Here is a 20,278-nt window from a genome sequence, read left to right on the forward strand (position 1 = left end):
AAATTACGGTATAAATTAAGTTAAACTCTAAAATAGTTACTTTGTTATCGATTGTTAAAACTATTACTTGAGTGCCGAACTATCCGGCTGCCGAAAACTAGAATAGGCGGAAATCCGAACTCGCATCTGATGTATTTTATCCTGCCTGCTGCCAATTGCTGCGTTAAATTAGATAAAGCTAACCTCAATTTGTGTAAAAGCTATGGAATACTTGATTGCTGCGATCGTCCTCGGAATGCTAATTTGGGCTGGGATCGAGATTGTCCAAACAGTCCGCAACTGGGAACCGAATCAATCTGAGTTTAACAGGAAGATGCAAGCCGAAATGGGGCAGTACGAGGCTAATGGTTTTGTAGCTGACGGCGCGATCGACTCTGGGGCGAAAACAGTCGGACACGCACTCCACGCCAGCCACTGTGCCGCCGAAGCCGCGGGTTGCGAAACTGCTCCAAGTGCGATCGCCCATGCTGCTGAAAGCTTATCGCACCTGCTGCACCATTAAGCGGGGCGATCGGGTAAAAAACATCATAGTCTCTTGGCAGCTTTGGAAGGTTGATTAACAGTTAAAATGAAGTCCACTCCTAGCTGACTAAAGAATAAATGTGAAAATTCCCACTCAACTGCGACAATTTTCATCCCATTTGCTGTTAATTACCGCGCTAGATCAGATCCAGAAAACCTCAACCTTTTAAAAAGCTATGGAATATTTAATTGGTGCGATCGTCCTCGGAATGTTGATTTGGGCCGGTATCGATATTGTGCATACCATCCGCAACTGGGAACTCAATCGCTCCGAAATCAACCAAAAAATTCAAGCTGAAATGGTCAAAGAGACATATTGCTGTCAATTTTGGGATTCTGAATAAGCACATAAAGTATAAAGTATCGTTCTGACGTATAGCGGTTCTCACAAAGATTCGCGGACGTTGTTGGGAAGAGAGCCCTCTTGGTTTAAGCGGTTATATAAGCTGTCAGTTATACCTCATCTTTTTGAGAAAGGCTATACCATTTATTGGCTGGTGCGTCAGCTTCAAAATTGTTAGTTTTTGGCAAAAATAATGCGAACTGACGCACCCTACTGATTCGGGTACTTAATGAATGGAAAATTTTAATTTAAATTTTCCATTCATTTATCATTTTTACCCCTTAGCCTCAACCCAAACCGTCATCCCCTCAACCCTCAAACCTTTGCCGCGAGTGCCGCAATATTGACCGTTAGAACCAACAGGAGTATCACCCACATTTTGAATGTGAGCGGTGTAAAATACATCGTAATTATCAGCTTTCACCCCAGTCAGCCGTGCTGCAAATCCTTCAATGCGCTTGGCTTTACCCCGGAAACCGGCTAATTCCCCTTCCTCAATCCAAGCAGTATCGCCAACTCCTTCAACGTGAGCCATGTACTGCAAATTTAAACCGGGAACCGGAGGCTCTATTTTAATTTGAAAACCTTCGACTCGGCGGCCTTGAGCTTTAGTACCGGCGTATTCTTTATCGCTAAAAGTGCGATCGCCAATTCCTTGAATGTGCGCCAACACTTTCAAACCCACAGGCCCCACAACTTGAGCACTCGCAGACGGCCCAATCCAAACCTTGATCCCTTCTATTCTCAAACCTTTGCCGCGAGTGCCGCAATATTCGCCGTTGGAGGATACGTTGGTGTCACCGATATTCTGAATGTGAGCAGTATAAAATACGTCATACTTATCAGCTTGCGGCCCGCTCAACCGCACGGCAAATCCTTCAATTCGTTTCGCTTGACCGCGAAAACCGGCTAATTCCCCTTCGCTAATCCAAGGGGTATCGCCAACACCTTCAACGTGAGCCATATACTCGACTGTTAAGCCAGGAATTTGTGGCTCGATATTAATCTGAAATCCTTCAACGCGGAGGCCTTTACCTTTAGTGCCCGCGTATTCTTGAGCGCTAAAAGTGCGATCGCCAATTCCCTGAATGTGCGCCAAAACTTTCAATCCCAAACCGCCCTCTACTGGCACTTGTTGAATCTCGCGAGGTGCCCCAAACACAATGTTGCCGAAACCGGTTGCTTGGAGGGATTTAGGTACTTCCACGCTAGGAACGATAATCACCTCGTGCATGGGCGCCGTCGCGGCGGGGGATTCCAAAATTTGGATTTGTGGTGCAACTGTAACTTGTTTCGGCGCCGCATTTCCCGAGGGGATGATAATAACTTCCGGTAGAGGTTCGGTGCTGATTTTTGGTTCGGTTGCTGCTTGAAATACGGGCTCGACTTTCGCAGGTGCTGCTTTTACCATCTGCGAAACGGTTAATTTGCCTCTGGAAATGGCGACGGCTATTTGTTTCCCAAAAGCGGCGCTGACTGTTTCTTCGAGGATCACCCACTGTTCGTCATCTAGTTTGTCTTGCTGCTCCACCAGGGCGAGCACTGCTGCAACTGGGTGTTTGCCGCCCACTAAGGATTCTGCGTCGGAATGCAGTTGAGTTGGGGCGGATTCGGAAATGGCGCGGTGAAGTTCCCGAGCTCTGCCATGAACTGATTGTAAGGGCGCGAAGTCGCTTTGTTCGCGGTGGGCGATCGCCAATACTCGATCGAGCACTTTCAAAGCTGCATCGCGAATTCCTGCTTTACCAGCGGAAGCTGTGGCTGTCTCGACTAAGTTTTGAATGTCTTTGAGGGAAGCAATTTCCCCTGGGGCGAGGGCGGATTTATTGAGTTCGAGTGCTTTTTTTTGGACTTCTGCAAAGTTTCGGCTGTAGGCGCTAATTTCTTGAAGTAAGCTGTCCGAGGGAGGAAAGCCCGAGTCTTGCAGTTGTTTGGCTGCTTGGGAGAGTCGATCGGCTAAATTAGCATAAGTTTCCGATAATCTGGCTATTTGTTGTAACAAATCTTTAAGTGGTGCTTCCATAGTCTTGCCGTAAATATTTAACTTGCTGATTATAGACGGTGAGAGCCTTCTGAAGGTAGAAGGTAGTAGTCATGAGTCATGAGTCATGAGTCATGAGTCATGAGTCATGAGTCATGAGTCATCAGTCATTAGTCAAAGGGAATAAGAAAAATGCTCCCCCCTCTCCCCCTCTCCCCCTCTCCCATCTCCCCCTCTCCCCTCTCCCCCGCGTGATCCATGTCACACCCGTGCAAACACTTAGTCACACTTTGCGAGTCCGGCTGTCACGGCCGGCCATTAAAAATGTCACACAAATTGAGCAATAGCCGTCACTGCGGAGTCAGTGAAAACCGTTGATACTGAGGCTATTCAACAAATAAAACTCCCAAGTGTTATGGTACTGATTCGCGATCTCGCCCAACAAGCTCTGAGCCTAGGTTATTTAAGTCTTGAAGCCGAAAATCAACTGCGGCGGATGTTAACCACCACAAAGTATGACCTGGAAGACTTAAATGCTTTTATGAATTTGCAACTAGCAGCCATGTCCGGCTTGGTAAAACAAGAGTCTCGCGAACTCAAACAATTTGAAATATTTGGCGAGACCGCCTCGGAAACTGCTTGTTGGTAATTATTTTGCTTTGGACACCTTGAATTTTAGTAAGGAACATTTCGATCGTGCTGATTCGTGAAGTTGTAAAACAAGCTATTGACGCTGGATATCTGAGTTTGGAAGCGGAAAATGAAATGCAGCATATTTTTTCCTCGTCAAAGTGTGATTTGGAAGATTTGAATGCTTTTATGAGCTTGCAGTTAGCTGCGATGGCGGGTCGCGTGCGGCAAGAGTCTTTGGAATTGATGAATTTGCCCAATATTTATGGAAAAAATTAATCGTGTTTATTCGGTCTTTGGGCTGGACACACATTGATTAGTATGCCTGACAATTAACTAATATTATAAGTTTGTTTTTCCCTAATTATTATAACGCAATACCGTTAACTTAAGGCAGATTACCCCTACTCCCCCGAGCGAAGCAGGACAGTTTAATTGTCGTAAAAATAAACTTTAAACTACCGAAAGCATCGCTCAAAGGTCGGATAGCATCTGGGATGCAACTGTTATATAAATAAAAGGTACGTAGTTGGGCTTTAGCCCTCTTTTTATATAAAAAGAGGGCTAAAGCCCAACTACGTACCTAATTATAACGATGATAACTTATCAGACATAATACCCATGAAACCTTTCACAAAACTAACTAATCTATGGCTAGATGATGATCTAATCGCAAATAAGACTTGTCCCCTCAAACCAGAGTCTATCTGTCTGTTTTAACGGCTGAAAACAAGTACAGATCCACGCTAGTTTGGCGATCGACTATTTGGGACGACTTCGACGCTCCAATACTTTAATTACTGCTATATAAATCCTAGACAAGTCTAGTCATTACTTCTCGTTTCATCGGGGGCATCGGAGCGGCTATCCCTCAACGAGCTTTCAAGGTTAAGCCAACCTTGATATGTTCAGACTGGCATTCAGATCGCGATCGATAGATATGCCACACGAACAACAATCATACGTGCGTTTTTTAAGCGGCATATCTTGAATATTCCCACAACTAGAGCAAGTTTTAGAACTTGGGTACCACCGACTAATTATCATTAGTTCGGAACCAAATTTTCGACACTTATATTTTAGTTGTCGTCTGAATTCATGAAATCCACAGTCAGCAATTGCTTTAGCCAACCTATGATTAGCCATCATTCCTGCTATGTTTAGGTCTTCAATTACTACTTTCGCGTGGTTTTTGCTTAAATAAGTAGTAACGTGATGAAGAGTATTATTGCGGAGATTGGCAATTCGACTGTGTTGACGAGCCACTTTCATTCTCGCTTTAAATCGGCGATTGCTGCCTTTCTTTTTTCTAGATAGTTGTTTTTGCAGTCGCTTCAGTTTCGCAGCCTCTTGGTAGTAATACTTGGGATTTTCAAACACAACTCCTGTCGAAAGTGTAGCTAAAGTTTTCACGCCTAAATCTACACCAACAACTTCATATTGTTTGGCTATTACTTGCTGACTCTGCTCGTAAGCAAAAGATAAATACCAGTCATCAGCAATCCTAGAAATTGTTATTTTAGAAGTAGTAACATTTGGCAATCCTTCAAACGTCCGAATCCAGCCAATTGTAGGCAATTTAATCCTTACCCCGCCAACTCTCATCGGCTTGCCACCAGCATCAAGAGTGAAAGCATCGTGTTGAAACTTCTTTTTAAAATGGGGATAAGCACCCAGTCCTTTAAAGAAACGATCGAACGCATTACCTAATTGGTCGAAAGCATATTGAGTGATCTTTTGACAAATCCCTTTTTCTTTAATCCATTCCAGCTCTGGCTTGACGTAATTATTGAAAAACTTTTTGAGAATATATTTGTTGGGCTTTAATCCATCTTGGTACAAGTTTTGCCAAGTCGCCAAACCCCAATTGTAAGTAAAACGAGCTATTCCAGCGTGTTTACTCATCAATTGTTTTTCGGCACTTGTTAATTTTAACTTTGTCTTGATTGATAACAGCACAAGCATCAATTAAATAACTTTCTCAATAGTACGCTTTGTCGTCTAGGTTTGTCAAGTGTTTCTATTACCTTATTTGTCTAGCCTTTGTCAACCTCCCATCCAATAATTCCGCCAACAAACATGGCCAAGCACAACCTTAATAGTATGCCTAGCCAATTATCGGGAGACCACAAGTTTGCGATCGACAATGTTTTGCTGCAAATACTTAATCTGAAGATTTTAATATTACCGCAGCACGATGTCCGATCGCAATCTCACTGATAAATCTTCTTCCGGGCGAATCACGATCACGTCAACACTGCGCCGCCCCAACAATACTCCCGCTAATGCGCCGATGCCAGCGCCTCCCAATACTTCTTCAGTGGCAATTGCCTTGTCCCCGGTAATGCCTGCTAGGGCTGCTGCTGCTGCTGCGCCTAATGCTGCACCTTGCGCTACTGAACCTGTGCCGGCACCTTTTTGAACTCTTTCGGTTCTGGTAATAACTCCGGAATAGCCATCAATCCGATAGCGTTGGCGGCGGCTGACAATTAACTCTCTGGCAACAAATTGAGTACCCCTTTGATTGCCCCTTCTAACCGGTCGCAATTCCCCGACAATTTGGCTGCCTGCGGGGATTAATACTCTTCCTTGATCTGTGCGGATGTCTCGCGATACGGTTAAAGTTAAAGGTGCAGTTTCATCGCGGGTAACAACAATTTTTTCTTTTTCGTAGCTAACTGGAATTACACTGCCAGACGGAATTCGGATGCTATCATATTGTGAAATTCGTTGTTGAGCTTCTGCGGGAGTAGCTACCACCAGAGGCGCGCTGGTTGCAACTGTAATGCCTACTGCGAGGATTGCTGCTGTTGCTGAGCGCCATTTGTGAGAAGTAATCATATAATTTGTCTCCTTGGTTTTGTTTTGTTTTACTTAGGAATGTACTACTGCTAAATCTGTTTCGCGTTTCGGATTCATTTGATGTTTTAATGATGGCAGGTAGAGATTCTGCAAGTTGGGAAGATAAGGTAGATAATCAAGAATTTTTAATTTTGGCAAAATCTCGAAAATTGGCAAGGCTGGGGCGATCGGGAAGATAAGGAAGATAAAGGAGAGATTGGGATTCATCGTCCTTTTAGCAGTTAAGCTGAAATCCTAGCAGGAAGCGCCGGACGAGCTTAATTCTTGAGAGCGTTTAATGCTAACAACGCTGCACCGAAAGCTGGTTCGGATCGGGGCAAAATTACCTTAGCATTCGGGGCGATCGCACTTATCGCACTTTCAAACCTACCCCGGAAATTAGCTTCTGAACCCCACACACCTCCAATCGTCACAATTTCAAATTCTTCTGTGGGGCTAAACAGCGCTGAAATAGCTGTTTTGGTGGAAAATGTTAATTCTGCCACAGCACGACTAATAATGCCGTCAGCGACGCGATCGCCCTCTGCTGCTGCTCGATCGACAATCGGCGCTAAAGCTGCAATTTCTGTCACTCCCCAACCGCGCCGGTAAACGACTTCTACCAATTCTTCCAGGTTATTTAGACCTAAATGCTGTTGAAATTTTTGGGCCAGCACGGTAAACTCCGAGCGTCCGTCATAGAACTTCAAAGCAGCTTGCAAACCCGCAATCGCGATGTCATATCCGCTACCTTCATCACCTAAAATATATCCCCAACCGCCGACTCGTTTAGTTTTCCCTTGACGGTTTTGCCCGAAAACGATCGAACCAGTTCCAGCAATAACGGCGATACCGACTGGATTGCCGACACCGCCCACAAGTGCGATCGCGCAGTCGCTGCAAATTACGATATTTCTGGGCAAGAGCGATCGGGTTACTGGTAAAGTATTCGTCAACTGCAAGTTCTGCACTACAAATTGCACTATTTCAATATCTTTTGGACGCGCGACGCCTGCTAGTCCCAGACAAATTGCTTCTATGTTGAGATTGCTATTTGGCTCTATTTTAGCGGACAGAACTGCTCGTTCGATTGCCACTTCAATTGATTGTTTTGCTGTCTCGATTCCCTGCGTTTGATAATTTGAGGGCCCTGCTTCCCCCCGTCCCAAAACAACTCTGTTTTCGTCTATTAAGATGCAGATAGTTTTAGTTCCGCCGCCGTCGATGCCGAATACGTAACTCATGGATAATTTAGAGAATGAACCGCATAGCAAGCCCGACATACGCAGATATCTCTATTCTACGCTTGATATAATTAGATTAAATCGACAGGGCAATGCTAATAATAATTAAACCAAATAAAGCCAGCCAAACGACATTTCGCTGACACCAATTTTTGATTGATTGGGGCCAGCCACCACTGATATAACGGCTCGTCTGTGGTACCAGCGGCTCAGCTCGATCGTGATAAAGCGTGCATTCTTTGGCGAAGGGACGCTGCGGGTAGTTGCAGGTGTCGTCTTCGTGGTAAGTACAGGTAGCGCACAGAAATTCTGCGGATGCCGATCGATAGAGGGGGATACCCGGATGACCGAAAGCTTTGAGAGGGGTTTTGCAGTGGGTGCAGGCGATCGCTCGGGAGTCTACAGGTTGGTGACAGCGGGGACACTCAGGCATTGGATAGCAGGGTGATGGGGTAATTTTGTCGGGAGGCTTATTAGCGGGTTTTCCGAACGCCGATTGGCGGGTTAAACTCGCCAGCAGGCTGCTGGATGCTCCAAAATAGAAAGGTAGGTCAGTGCTGATGTAACTAAAATTGTACAAAGGGTTTCGCAGCGACCGCAGGCGACCTGAGCCGATCGGGTATTTTGGGGCAAACAGTAGGAAAAATCTATGGATAACAATAGCAACTTACTCAAACAACTGGTAATGCTGGGCATTGGTACTACATCCTTGGTGGCGGAGAAATTGCAGGAAGCCAGCGAGCAATGGGTCAAAGATGGCAAAATCAATCCCGAGCAAGCCAAAACCTTTGTCGATGACGTGACTGAACATCTCAAGTCCGAGCAGGGCAATTGGGATACGCAGTTGCAGCGCCAACTCCGGAATATGCTGCAAGATATGGGCGTTCCCCGACAGTCGGAAATGGATGAGTTGCGCGGCAGGCTCGATCGTCTCGAACGTCAGATGCGGGATCTAGAAAACCGTAACTGGCGCTAAGTGCGATCGCGCGCTCTCGCTGCGATCTTGTGATAAAATTGTCACCCGAACGCAGAAGGCTCAATCAGGCACTTATGAATGAAAGCAGAAGGTAGAATTACAAAGATTCTGACTTCATACTTTCTTTTGCCTTTAAAATTAACTGGCAGCCGCTATTTTTGGGCGGAAAAGTTCAGATAAAATTTTGTAGTTCTTGTTGTACTAGATGTCTTAGATATCTGAGATATCGCGGTTAAAAGTGTCAGGAGGATTAATTTTGCAAGGAATTCTGGTCAGCTTGGGCGTAATGCTGGTTTGCTTTGTGTTTTTGATAGTCGCTCAAATGAGCGGCTATGTACCTACAGCAGTTGCCTCCGAAGTGAATAGTCCTTTAACCGATGCTGCGCTTGAGATACTCTCAGCGAAGTCTTTCACTGAAGATAGCTTGCTAGTAGCTGATGCTAATTTACCAAAAGAACCAGCTACTATTGCTGGCAATAACATGACTGGAAATACAGAGAAAACTGAAAATACTGAGAAAACTGTTACCACAGGTTCAGGTCTGAAATATGTTGAATTGAAAGAAGGTAATGGGGCGACTCCAAAAATCGGTCAGACGGTTGTAGTGCACTACACTGGCACTTTGGAGGATGGCACGAAATTTGATAGTTCGCGCGATCGCAATTCTCCTTTTCAGTTCAAAATTGGCGTCGGTCAAGTAATTAAGGGTTGGGATGAAGGTGTCGGTACAATGAAAGTTGGAGAACGCCGCAAGTTGATTATTCCGCCTGAATTAGGTTATGGTGCTCGCGGTGCGGGCGGGGTGATTCCTCCTAATGCTACGCTGATTTTTGATGTGGAATTATTGAAAATCGCTGGCTAGGTAGCTCAACCTAATTAAACTTAAAACTTTGGCGATATTTAGAAACCCGGTTTTTTTAAGAAACCGGGTTTCTGTTATAAGTTCGTAGTGAAGACTTCAGTCCTCTGATTAGACTATTAGTCAATTAGGACTGAAGTCCTGACTACAAACCTATTTTACCGCGTTCGTTTGAGTTGATTTAAGAGCGCTTCGGAGATGCTAAATTGCGGAACGAGGTAAATTGGGCGTCAAATAATAGTTTGATGATGCCTGTGGGGCCGTTTCTGTGTTTGGTGATGATGACTTCGGCAATTCCGCGATCGGGCGAATCGGGATTGTAATATTCATCGCGGTACAACATAATTACTAAATCAGCGTCCTGCTCGATGCTATTATGAGCGTACAATCCTTGTGTAGAAAAGTTTTGAACTTTATCTACTGTTAGATCGTAAACCATATCTTCGCCGATGAAATCTATTTTTTTTATCTTATCCCAATAGACATCGCTAACAGCAATTTTCCTAATTTCCTCAGAGCCTAGAAGAGTCCCTAACTGCGTAGCTCGTTCTCGGCTGACATCACATTGATAGGAACTGTCGCCACAATAGCGCACGCCCAAAACTGATTTAATTTGTTTAGTTGTTAAACCTAAATTTTCTCGGGCAATATTAACTTGGGTTCGCCAAACTTGGTTAGGAATTAAATCTCGGTTTGTATTAGCCCGTCCAGAATTTTCTAGATATATTTTGACTAGGGCTAAACTTTCTTGTTTATAATTGCCAACCGCACCAATCCGATCTACAAATTTCTCTATATCTTGCTTCCCACTTACCCATATTTGATATTGAGTTCGTCCTTTATTACCTTGGCAAACTGATTTTAAGGAGGCATTAATATTCAATCTTAATAATAACGATTGAACTCCCCGCGCTAGTTTTTTGCTACTAGACGCATAATAAATACTGGGATAGTGGGAATTGTCTTTACTCGTGCGGATACAACCATCGGTTGCCCATAGGTGTCGAAGGAAAAGAGCGATCGATTCTTGGGGTTGGGTAAATACTAAACTGGGAATAAATTTTTCATGGGAACGTAAACCAAAGACTTCTAATTGTTCTAGCCATTTAGTAATCGGATTTTTAATATTGGGAGCGAGATGATAACTAGCAGGGAGATAAACTTGATACCAATCACGTTCGCGTTTGATACGGGAATTAATTTCATCACCAAATACTTCTCTACCCAAGTGTGCCACTAATTCAGCTAAATCTAATTCTCGCGTCGTGTACTGAATGGTATGTCGAGGTAAAGTACAACCATCACCAATTAAATGTCCTAGTAAAGCTAATTCAGCATTACCCATCGTCTGCACTTCAGTACAAGGAATTGAGCGAGGTGTAGCAATTCGATCACCTATTTTTAATTCATCTAAACGCTTCCAACCATCTGATGTAAAGAACTTATGATTGCCTGTTGCTGTAATCGATTTCCCCAAGCAAGTTGTCATCTCCCATACTGGCTTGATTCCAGTAGAAAAAGCATTAGTCACCATTGCTCTTTCCTGTTTCATGGTATCTAAATTTAATCCCCAAACAGCAAAGCCAGATTTACCGACTAAATCGCGAATCGGGACTTCTAATCCACTATCAGCCATAGTAACTAAACTATCACCACTCAGACATCCACTTTCCCGTAAATCCGACATCATCGGCCGCTTATTTGTCCTCGCTTCCACACTTCGACTCAACTGAGACAAAGCAATAATCGGCACGTTGATCTCGCGGGCTAAACCTTTGAGACTTCTGGTAATTCGAGATAATTCTTGCACGCGGTTGTCGCTGCTACCTTCCATTAATTGCAGGTAATCTAGCAAGATTAATCCGAGAGATCCGCCTTGTTCTGCTTGGAGGCGGCGGACTTTGGAGCGAATCTCCATCACGGTAATATTAGGAGTATCATCAATAAACAGCGGTAGTTCTGATAAGTTACCAATGGCTGTACTGATTGGCTCCCATTCGTTTTGACTGATTCTGCCCGATCGCAACCTATTACTTTCTATTTTGGCTTCACTGGACAGAATACGCTGCACTAGCTGTTCTTTCGACATTTCCAAGCTAAAAACGGCAACCGGTAATTTTTGCCCTCCGGCGGCGATGTGGTGCGCGATGTTGGTACAAAAGGCCGTATTGTGAACGCAGATATCATTAGCAACAAAATTGTGTGTCTCCGGGATAGTTAAGTCATAGACTTGCTTGTTTCCCATCGGTTCGATCGAAACTATTTCATCCCAGTAAACCTCGCTATCTGCAAGTTGTTTCAGCCACGAATTATTTAAAGCAGTTGCTAAAACCAAAAGTCTTTGCCTGGACAGCGCACGTTGACCAACGTGAATATTGGAATAACCTTTGATGCCTGCGCGTTTTGCTAAGGATGCCCAAGATTCGTTGCCTTTGGCTAATGCTATGTATTCCCAAACCTCGACAGGAATTAAATCACGGTTATTGTGAGATTTTTTGTTTTCTAGTGCTTCTTTAACTTTAAACAATGCTTCTTCTTTGCCAAAAATGCCAATCTCTGATATAAATATTTTGATAGATATAGCATCAGTAATATCTATAAACCAAGCTGGATTACGAGTATTTTTATATTTAACTAAACGTTTTTTGAGGGCGGCAATGATGCCAAATCTCAGCAGTAGATGCTGTACGTGTCTAGCTAGTCCTTCGCTGACAGAACAGTAGCCTAGTTGAGATTGACCGCTGGTAAGTAGGGTAGCCCAGCCGTCAGTGGAAAAGAGGCGGTTGAGGAAAAGGGCAATTTGCGATCGCTCCAATCTAAAAACTATGTCTGGTACTGTTTTCTGGTGAGCATTTTTTCCCATCAGACCTAATTCTTCTAACCAGTATCTCAGCGGGTTTTGATGCAAGGTATTAATAGCCTCCATTCCCGGGCCGGCTAGTTTTTTGGGAGCGACATCTAAAGTTTCACAGATGCGACTAAATAATTTTTGCTTTGGGAATGCCAATCCTAGCACCCAATCCGAGGCTAAATCGGGTGAAACCTTCAATATTTTAGCAAATTCTTTAACATACAAATGTTGTTCTTTAAGGACTTTTTGCAAATTCAGACCAAAGAAAGATATTTTGTCTTTGTAACTGTCTCGATCGCCCATGACGTAATATTCTGGTGCGCGTCTCCCTTGATCGTTGTATCGCAGCCTAAGACCTCCGAAGCTAGTAGCAGCCTTAGCAAAGTCTTCTAGTATAGCAGTATTTCCATTGGTGAAGTGCGGCGCGCTGCGTGTCAAACACCCATCGCCAATTAGATAAGCCAATAACTTAACTTCACAGTCACGAATGGTTTCTTTACCAAAAACATCCATCCTGCGGGGTACAGCAATTTTATCGCCTGCTTGTATTTCCCCCAACTGCCGCCAACCCTTAATTGTTAAAAATGGGTGTGTAATTGTAGTTTCTATAAAGCGTCCCAATCTGGTTGTGACGCGAAATACAGGCTTAATTCCATCATCTATAAAAGCAGATGGTCTAGTTAGATGAAACTTCCAATCTTTTCCTAAAGTTAGTAATTCAGCTTGACGTTTTTGATAGATTTCTTCAATGGTAGCAAGGCTTCCATCGCTTTGAAGCGTTATGGTAGAGCTTGCTTGGCATTTGCCCATTGCCGGCCTGGCAGCAACGATGATTAAATCCGATCGCTGAAAGCCGCCTGTCATGGCATCTAAATCATAAAAACCGCACGGAATACCGGGAAGCGTGAGGCCTTCATTGCGATTTTCTAAGTCTTGAAATGTTTGGTTTAGGGTTTCGCCGATCGATACTAAATCTTGTTGCGGGCGGTCTTGAGTGATGCCGAAAACTTCTTGTTCGGCACGGTCTAAGACTGTTTCTAGTGGCGCTGATGTCTCGTAACCTAATTGTACTATGTTGTTGCCCGCTTCGATCAATCGGCGCCGCTGATATTTGTCTTCGACTAAAGCTGCATATTGGTCGATGTTGACTGCTGAAACTGTGCGATCGACTAATTGTGCTAATTTAGTTAATCCTCCGACTTGTTCTAACTGGTTGCGATCCGTCAGCCAAGTCGTTACGGTCATTAAATCCGTCGGTTGACCTTGCAAAAATAGCCCTAATGCCGATCGATAAATGACTTGATGAGCGGTGATGGCAAAAAACTCTGGTCGCAAGATTTCAGAAATTCGGGAAATAGCTTCGGGGTCGATTAAAATCCCGCCCAAAATTGCTTCCTCTGCCTCTATATTTGTCGGCATCAAATCGCTCATTAGTCAATAGTTATTGGTTATTGGTTATTGGTTATTGGTTATTGGTTATTGGTTATTGGTTAGTGGTTATTGGTTAGTGGTTATTGGTTATTGGTTAGTGGTTAGTGGTTATTGGTTAGTGGTTAGTGGAAAAACAAATGACAATGCCCTATGCCCTATGCCCTATGCCCTATGCCCAATTCCCTATGCCCAATTCCCTATGCCCAATTCCCTATGCCCAATTCCCTATGCCCTATGCCCAATTCCCAATTCCCAATTCCCAATTCCCAATACCAAATTACATCGGGACAACTTGAACATCAACTTCGGCGGTAACTTCTGCGTGGAGTTTGATTTCAGCTTTGTATGTACCAGTGCCGCGAATTTCGGGCAGGGTGATGCCGCGCCGATCGACTTCTTGACTGGTAGAGTTGAAGATCAGCTCTGCTACTTCTTGGTTGGTGACTGTACCAAAAATCGCGTCTCCTTCGCCGACTTGCTTGGAGATGATGAAAGGCCCGGCTGCTTCCAGGGCGGTTTTGCGGACTTCGGCTTGCTGCTTGAGCTCTAGCTGGCGCAGTCTTTCTTCTTCTCTGCGGCGGGCTGCTTGCTTGAGAATGCCGGGAGTGGCTTTAAATCCCATTCCTTGGGGTACTAGGTAGTTGCGGGCGTAGCCTGGGGCTACTTCTACTACGTCGCCAGCTTTGCCGAGTTTGCTGACATCTTTGTTTAAAACTAATTGGACGCGCTTGGCCATGATCGTTGATTGTGGGGTTTTAACTGCAACTTTCTATAATAGCGAAGTTTGACGGGCGATCGCAAGGGAGAAGGAAGAGTTGGCAGTTGGCAGTTGGCAGTTGGCAGTTGGCAGTTGGCAGTTGGCAGTTGACAGGACTAAGAGTCCTTCTTAATCAGGTTCGTAGTAAGGACGAAGAGTCTTCTCCGATTTCTGCACCACCTTCGCTGTAGACGGATGAATGCACCAAAAATGATATCTCATCCTTATTCCGTGGGACTTCTGTCAACTGTCAACCGTCAACCCTTCGACGGATCTGACTGACAAGCTGTCAACTGTCAACTGTCAACTGTCAACTGACTGCGAACCTATTATGGGTTTTTTAGCTTTGGGCCGATCGCCCGCGCTACTGTAGCAACTAACTGGGTTGGATCGATCGGCTTAGATAAGTGCTTTTGAAATCCGGCTTGCAAAACTTGACGCTCGTTGGCTTCTCCAGCATAGGCTGTTAGGGCGATCGCTACCAACTCCCGACCCTGTACCCCAAGCTGAGTGCGGATGTGACGAATCAGCATATACCCGTCCATCTCGGGCATTCCGATGTCGCTGACGATCAGATCCGGTGCAGTTTGGGCGATCGACAGCAGCACCTCAGCAGCAGATGACAGGGAAATCACCTCTGCACCCGCGTCCTCTAGCACGAAGGCGACAAAATCGCGCGAGTCCGGCTCATCATCTACTACCAAAATTCTCAATCCAGCGAGCGGCAAAGATGAAAGATTGGCACTCTCAGATGAATGACGTTCTGTCTCATCCTGCGTTCTAGAATCATCATTTAATAGCGGTAATCTCACCGTAAACGTCGCTCCTTGACCTTCTCCGGGGCTTTCTGCAAACACCCTTCCGCCGTGAAGTTCAATCAGTTGGCGGACGATCGCCAATCCCAATCCCAAGCCGCCAAATTTGCGAGTTGTGGCGCCGTCTTCTTGTCGGAAATGCTCGAAAACATAGGGCAAAAAATCGGGAATAATCCCTTTACCCGTGTCTGAAACTTGAATTTGAACTTCGTGTGCGATTTGCGCTAATTTAACTTCTACTCGACCGCCTTCGGGCGTGAATTTCACCGCGTTAGATAACAAGTTCCACACAATTTGCTGCAAGCGACCTGTATCGCCGACAACGAGTCCGATATCTGGATTTAAGATTGTTTGAATTTGAATCTTTTTAGCTTCGGCTGCTAGTTGCACGGTTTCCAAAGCAGACAAGATAATGGTGCCGACATTCACCGGAGCAACATTCAATCTGAGTTTTCCTTGCAGAATCCGAGACACGTCGAGCAAGTCTTCGATTAATTGAGATTGCAGTCGGGCGTTGCGTTCGATCGTCTCGAAGGCTTGGGCGGTTTTAGCCGCGCTCAGTTTGCCGCCGAGCAGCAGTTGCGACCAGCCTAAAATCGGATTTAAGGGCGATCGCAACTCGTGAGAAAGCACCGCCAAAAACTCGTCTTTAATCCGGTTAGCTCGTTCGGCTTCCGCGCGCGCCGTTTGTTCCAATTGCAGAACCATATCGCGCTCGGTTTCCACTTGTTTGCGCTCTGTAATGTCGATCGCAGAACCGATATAACCCTCAAATTGTCCGCTGTCGGTAAATCTGGGAGCCGCCGCATCCAGCGCCCAAGAATATCCGCCATCTTTGCGCCCCAAGCGAAATTCCATGCTGTAATGTTCCTGGCGTTCGTTGGCCCTCAAAAATCCGTTAAGGGCGTATTCTCGGTCTTCTGGATGCACCGCGTTTATCCAACCAAATCCCAAACCTGTTTCCTCAGTTTGACCTGTGAATTCATACCAGTTGTCGCTCAAGAAAGTGCAGTAGCCTGTAGAGTCTGTTACCCAGACCATAAATGGAGCGTTGTTAGCCATATAGCGGAATCGCTGTTCGCTCTCTTGCAGCGCGGCTTCTGATTGTTTGCGTTCTGTGATATCCCGACAGACAATCACTCCGCCTGTGATTTCTCTGCTGGTATCAACTACCGGATAACCGCTGATACTGATCCAGCGATCTTCGCAATCTTGGTGGCGGACAAATATCGCTACATCATTGACATATTCACCTTTGATTGCTCTGGTTAGAGGTAGTTCCTCCTCGGGGAAAAGGGTTTTTTGGTCTGGCAAAAATAGTCCGTAGGTGCTCGACCATTCCTGAGAGGATTTTTCATTGGTTAGCTGACCGAATATTCTCACGGCGGCGCGGTTAAACAGCACAAACTCCCCTTGTTGGTTGGCGAGAATCAAACCGTCACCAATGCTGTCTATAATTACTTGGAGTAACTTCGTTTTTTCTTGCAGTGCGACTTCGGCTCGCTTGCGTTTTGTGATGTCGTTGGAGATGCCAATCAAGCCGATTACTTCTCCGGCTTCGTTGCGGTAGGGAGCTTTCATTCCCAGAAAAGTCCGAACGCCATCGGGAGATTCTTCGACGATTTCTGTTTGACCGGATTCCATAATCCGCCGATCGTTTTCCGAGACTGTGGCTCCCAGTTCTGCTACTGCGTATAAATCGCGATCGCGCCGGCCAATTACTTCAGCAGCAGGTTTTCCCAGCGCCTCCAGGGTGGCTGGATTGGCATAAATAATACATCCTTGTCGATCTTTAACAAAAATTGGCGTGGGCGCTGACTCGTTAATTACGTTCAAAATTGCATTTTTTTGCCGCAGTTCTTCTTCTGTGCGTTTGCGATCGCCAATATCGCTCCAATAAGCCGTAAGTCCATCGGCTGCTGGATAGACGCTGACTTCTATATACCTTTGAAGCGACGGCGAAAACTCTTCAAACTTGACAGAAACTTGCTCGGAAACGACTCGATGAAATTCTTGATACAGCCTTGAGTTGGATTCTGCTTCGGCGGGGAATATCTCCCAGATCGATCGACCTAACAAGTCGTTTCTCGATCGCACCAGAAGTTTTTCAGCAGTGGCATTAACGTAGGTATAGCGCCATTGTGCATCGATCGCGATAAAGGCATCGGTAATACTTTCGATAATATTGCTGACTTGCTGGTTTGCCAATTGCAGCGCGAGTTCAGCGTTTTTGCGATCGGTGATTACTTCGGAAAAAATCATGATCCCGCCAATCTCACCGCTGTTGGTTCGCCAAGGGTGAATTTCCCAGCGCACCCAGTCTATCGAACCATCAGCGCGGGGAAACGGATCTTCTGGACACATTTCGACTGCTCCCGCCAGACAGCGCTGGTGGATTTGTCTCCAACGATCGGACAATTCTGGAAATATCTCGTAGTGCGATCGACCTACAATGTTTTGAGCGCCCAGCCCGTAACTTTCCAGCCAGCGATCGCTCACCAGCATATACCGCATCTGGCGGTCAAACATCGCCACCCCCGCAGGCGAATGTTTGACGAACAGCCGCAGTTGCTCTGACTGTTCCCGCAGGCGATTTTCCGCCTGTTTGCGATCGCTGATGTCTTTGAAAAGTATGGCGACTTTGCGGCTCTGGGGCTCGCTCGTGCGGAACGCTGAAACCTCAAACCAGCGGTTCATGGCTTCGGAGCCGTGTTCAAAGCTCGCTGGTTCGCCTGTCAGCGCAACTTTGCCGTAGATCTCGAACCAATAATTTTCGAGTTCTGGAACGAGCTGCCGCGCAGTTTTGCCCGCAGCTTGTACGAGTCCGGTTTGTTTCTCAAAGGCCGGATTGATTTCCAAAAAGCGGTAATCGATCGGCTTTTGGTTGTCGTCAAACAGTATTTGGATGACGCAAAAGCCTTCGTCTAGGGACTCAAACAAAGTGCGGTAGCGTTCCTCAGAGTCGCGCAAAGCTGCCTCCGCTCGTTTGCGATCGCTAATATCCACAAACGCCGAGACACAGCCGCAGACTGCGCCCTGTGCGTCAAATAACGGCACCGCATTCATCAACCAATCAAACGTCGCCCCATCCGATCGCACCATTTGAAATTCCGCATCTCGCAATTCGGCACCCGAAGCCGCCGCCCGCTGCATTGGGTGCTCTTCTGGCGGGATTTCCTGGCCGTTGCTAAGCAGTCTGAAGGGAAGGAGTGCGGCTTCGTCTCCGCTTGCAGAAACATTGGCATCCGGCCGCACTGTTAGCATCGACTGAGCAAACCTGTTAGTGCGAATTACATTACACTCTGGATCGTGGGCGATCGCGATCCCGACGGGTACAGCATCAAATATTGATTGCAGTTCGTTAACTCTGCGCTGTAGTTCCTGGTTGAGCCGTTGAATTTCTTTTTTGCGAGCTTTGCGATCGGTAATTTCGTGCACCATCACATTCACGCCCAGCACGCGATCGTCCTGGGCTTTCAGCGGATAGAGACTCAACAGCCAACTACGTTCTACTCCCGGCTGCGCTGAGTTTTCCCCGTGAATTTCGAGCTGTTCGACGGGAACTTTAGTGGCTATAACTTCTCGGTAAAGCGGCTCTAAATCATCAGCTTGTTGCGGCAAGATTTCGCGCAATGTTTTACCGATGTGGGCGGCGGCGGGAACTCCGTTAATTTCTGCGAGGCGCGAGTTGATGCGGACAAATCGCAAGTCGGTATCGATAAAGCAAAGTCCGATCGGCGCGCTAGCATAAATTGCCTCGATTTCTGCTAGTTGTTGGTGCGCCGTTTGCCCTTGTTTAATAAAAGCAGCCCGATCGGCTTTCTGCTCGGTAACATCTTGAAAATAAACGGCAATTCCCGATGCGATCGGATAAGCTCGTACCGCATACCAAGCATTGAGCGGCCCATAAAAAGATTCAAAACTAACTGTAACTTGCTCTGTGGCGCAGCGGCGAAATTCCTGATCGAACAAACTGCCCGCAGACTCGGGAAACTCTTCCCAAACGGTGTTGCCGATCAAATCTTTCGAGAGTCGATTTATCCACCGCGCCGCTTGAGAATTAACGTAGGTAAACCGCCAGTTTCGATCCAAAGCAAAGAACCCGTCGGAAATACTTTCGAGGGTGTCTGACTGTTGTTGGGCGGGCGCGTCACCGACGAATCTTGGCCCAGGTTGACCGATTTCTATAAAGGTGGTAACTACGGCGTAGGGAGTCGATCGATCTCCCTGAAATAAAGGTTGAGAATTGATCTTCAACCAAATCAATTCTCCCTGTGGTTGATAGAAGCCCATGATGACATTTGAGCAGGGTTTCCCGGTTTGCAGCGCCACCATAGACGGGTGCATCTCCCCAGGAAAATCCGAGCCATCTTCACGCAGAGTCTGCCACGGACAGTTGATGGAAGTGTTTCCCTGCATTTGTTCTGCTGTCATCCCCAACAGTTTCTCGGCGCGAGAATTGCACGCCTGAATGCTGCCGTCTGCCAATTGCAGAACCATCCCTACATCTGTTTGCAAAGCTGCACTCGGGTTGAGTGCTTTGTTAGAATCCTCTGAAACAGAGGAGTCTATTTTCGCTTGGGGTTCAGTATTGCCTAGATTTTTCATCTTTTAACAAAGATCGTTTTACTTGTGGCAAAGCTAATCGTACTCATCAATTATATATAAGGAAATAATCACAAAAACTTTTGATGCAAACAGGCTGACAATTCAAACCTCAGAGAGATGTCGATCGTTCTGCTGGAATTTCAATATCTCGACAATTTATTTTATACCAGAGCTCCACGCCTTGACCAGTTGTGTAAGCAAAGGCGAGAGGCAATTTTCTGGCTGTGGCAAATGAGCGATCGGTCTCATCATTATTCAACGTTTCTGTAGATTGCGATCGCCTGCTGTTGCTTGTTTTCGAGGGCGATCCGATCGCACTTGCGCGCAGGTAACGAAAAACCCAATTGCTTTAACTAAACCCGATCGCAAATTTTGGCAAGGCTATCTTGGTGTTAACGGTAAATGGCGATCGCATTTACC

The 20,278-nt window shown here is 45.9% G+C and carries 15 protein-coding genes; 6 read left to right on the plus strand and 9 right to left on the minus strand.

Translation table 11 applies throughout. The annotated features are described in order from the left end of the window. Positions 1 to 202: 202 nt before the first annotated feature. Together JGK36_RS09010 and JGK36_RS09015 are read left to right on the plus strand one after the other, a co-directional pair. Positions 203 to 502, plus strand: coding sequence for a hypothetical protein (locus JGK36_RS09010; RefSeq protein ID WP_293189879.1), 300 nt, complete (start codon positions 203 to 205; stop codon positions 500 to 502). A gap of 196 nt (positions 503 to 698) precedes the next feature. Further along, positions 699 to 866 carry a hypothetical protein gene (locus tag JGK36_RS09015; RefSeq protein ID WP_293178434.1) on the plus strand — a complete coding sequence of 56 codons (168 nt, stop codon included), beginning with the start codon at positions 699 to 701 and terminating at the stop codon, positions 864 to 866. Positions 867 to 1,139: 273 nt separating this feature from the next. On the opposite strand, the gene JGK36_RS09020 is transcribed toward JGK36_RS09015, so the two are convergent. Continuing rightward, entirely contained in the window at positions 1,140 to 2,888 is a 1,749-nt protein-coding gene (locus JGK36_RS09020; RefSeq protein WP_293178431.1) for a hypothetical protein, read from the minus strand. 373 nt (positions 2,889 to 3,261) lie between these two features. Here JGK36_RS09020 and JGK36_RS09025 point away from each other — a divergent pair, with 373 nt between their 5' ends. Beyond that, on the plus strand, positions 3,262 to 3,495 hold the full coding sequence (locus JGK36_RS09025; RefSeq protein ID WP_293149962.1) for a hypothetical protein: 234 nt from the start codon (positions 3,262 to 3,264) through the stop codon (positions 3,493 to 3,495). 44 nt (positions 3,496 to 3,539) lie between these two features. Continuing rightward, complete coding sequence (locus JGK36_RS09030; protein ID WP_293178495.1) at positions 3,540 to 3,755, plus strand: hypothetical protein; 216 nt, start codon at positions 3,540 to 3,542, stop codon at positions 3,753 to 3,755. A 609-nt stretch (positions 3,756 to 4,364) separates the two neighbouring features. On the opposite strand, the gene JGK36_RS09035 is transcribed toward JGK36_RS09030, so the two are convergent. The 5 genes from JGK36_RS09035 to JGK36_RS09055 all read right to left on the minus strand — a co-directional run bounded on the left by JGK36_RS09035 (position 4,365) and on the right by JGK36_RS09055 (position 7,994). Continuing rightward, positions 4,365 to 5,441: a transposase gene (locus JGK36_RS09035; protein ID WP_293178428.1), complete on the minus strand. Its 1,077-nt coding sequence runs from the start codon at positions 5,439 to 5,441 to the stop codon at positions 4,365 to 4,367. A gap of 219 nt (positions 5,442 to 5,660) precedes the next feature. Continuing rightward, the gene (locus JGK36_RS09040; RefSeq protein ID WP_293178424.1) at positions 5,661 to 6,317 is read right to left on the minus strand and encodes a hypothetical protein; all 657 of its coding nucleotides are present in this window, start codon (positions 6,315 to 6,317) and stop codon (positions 5,661 to 5,663) included. 33 nt (positions 6,318 to 6,350) lie between these two features. Further along, positions 6,351 to 6,545: a hypothetical protein gene (locus JGK36_RS09045; RefSeq protein WP_293178421.1), complete on the minus strand. Its 195-nt coding sequence runs from the start codon at positions 6,543 to 6,545 to the stop codon at positions 6,351 to 6,353. Between the two features lie 50 nt (positions 6,546 to 6,595). Beyond that, positions 6,596 to 7,561, minus strand: coding sequence for an N-acetylglucosamine kinase (locus JGK36_RS09050; RefSeq protein ID WP_293178418.1), 966 nt, complete (start codon positions 7,559 to 7,561; stop codon positions 6,596 to 6,598). 76 nt (positions 7,562 to 7,637) lie between these two features. Beyond that, complete coding sequence (locus JGK36_RS09055; protein WP_293178492.1) at positions 7,638 to 7,994, minus strand: zinc ribbon domain-containing protein; 357 nt, start codon at positions 7,992 to 7,994, stop codon at positions 7,638 to 7,640. A gap of 216 nt (positions 7,995 to 8,210) precedes the next feature. Between JGK36_RS09055 and JGK36_RS09060 the strand changes: the two genes are divergently transcribed. Together JGK36_RS09060 and JGK36_RS09065 are read left to right on the plus strand one after the other, a co-directional pair. Further along, the gene (locus JGK36_RS09060; RefSeq protein WP_265235356.1) at positions 8,211 to 8,537 is read left to right on the plus strand and encodes a phasin family protein; all 327 of its coding nucleotides are present in this window, start codon (positions 8,211 to 8,213) and stop codon (positions 8,535 to 8,537) included. 256 nt (positions 8,538 to 8,793) lie between these two features. Continuing rightward, the gene (locus JGK36_RS09065; RefSeq protein ID WP_293178415.1) at positions 8,794 to 9,399 is read left to right on the plus strand and encodes an FKBP-type peptidyl-prolyl cis-trans isomerase; all 606 of its coding nucleotides are present in this window, start codon (positions 8,794 to 8,796) and stop codon (positions 9,397 to 9,399) included. 178 nt (positions 9,400 to 9,577) lie between these two features. Here JGK36_RS09065 and JGK36_RS09070 read toward each other — a convergent pair whose 3' ends face one another. The 3 genes from JGK36_RS09070 to JGK36_RS09080 all read right to left on the minus strand — a co-directional run bounded on the left by JGK36_RS09070 (position 9,578) and on the right by JGK36_RS09080 (position 19,858). Then, positions 9,578 to 13,678, minus strand: coding sequence for a replicative DNA helicase (locus JGK36_RS09070; RefSeq protein ID WP_293178412.1), 4,101 nt, complete (start codon positions 13,676 to 13,678; stop codon positions 9,578 to 9,580). 277 nt (positions 13,679 to 13,955) lie between these two features. Continuing rightward, positions 13,956 to 14,414, minus strand: coding sequence for a 50S ribosomal protein L9 (rplI, locus tag JGK36_RS09075; protein WP_293127513.1), 459 nt, complete (start codon positions 14,412 to 14,414; stop codon positions 13,956 to 13,958). 350 nt (positions 14,415 to 14,764) lie between these two features. After that, a complete protein-coding gene (locus tag JGK36_RS09080) occupies positions 14,765 to 19,858 on the minus strand; it encodes a PAS domain-containing protein (protein ID WP_293196484.1) in 5,094 nt (1,697 codons plus the stop codon). Positions 19,859 to 20,278 lie beyond the last annotated feature (420 nt).

Origin of the sequence: Microcoleus sp. PH2017_35_SFW_U_B (assembly GCF_020737865.1) — a bacterium.
Lineage (GTDB): Bacteria > Cyanobacteriota > Cyanobacteriia > Cyanobacteriales > Microcoleaceae > Microcoleus.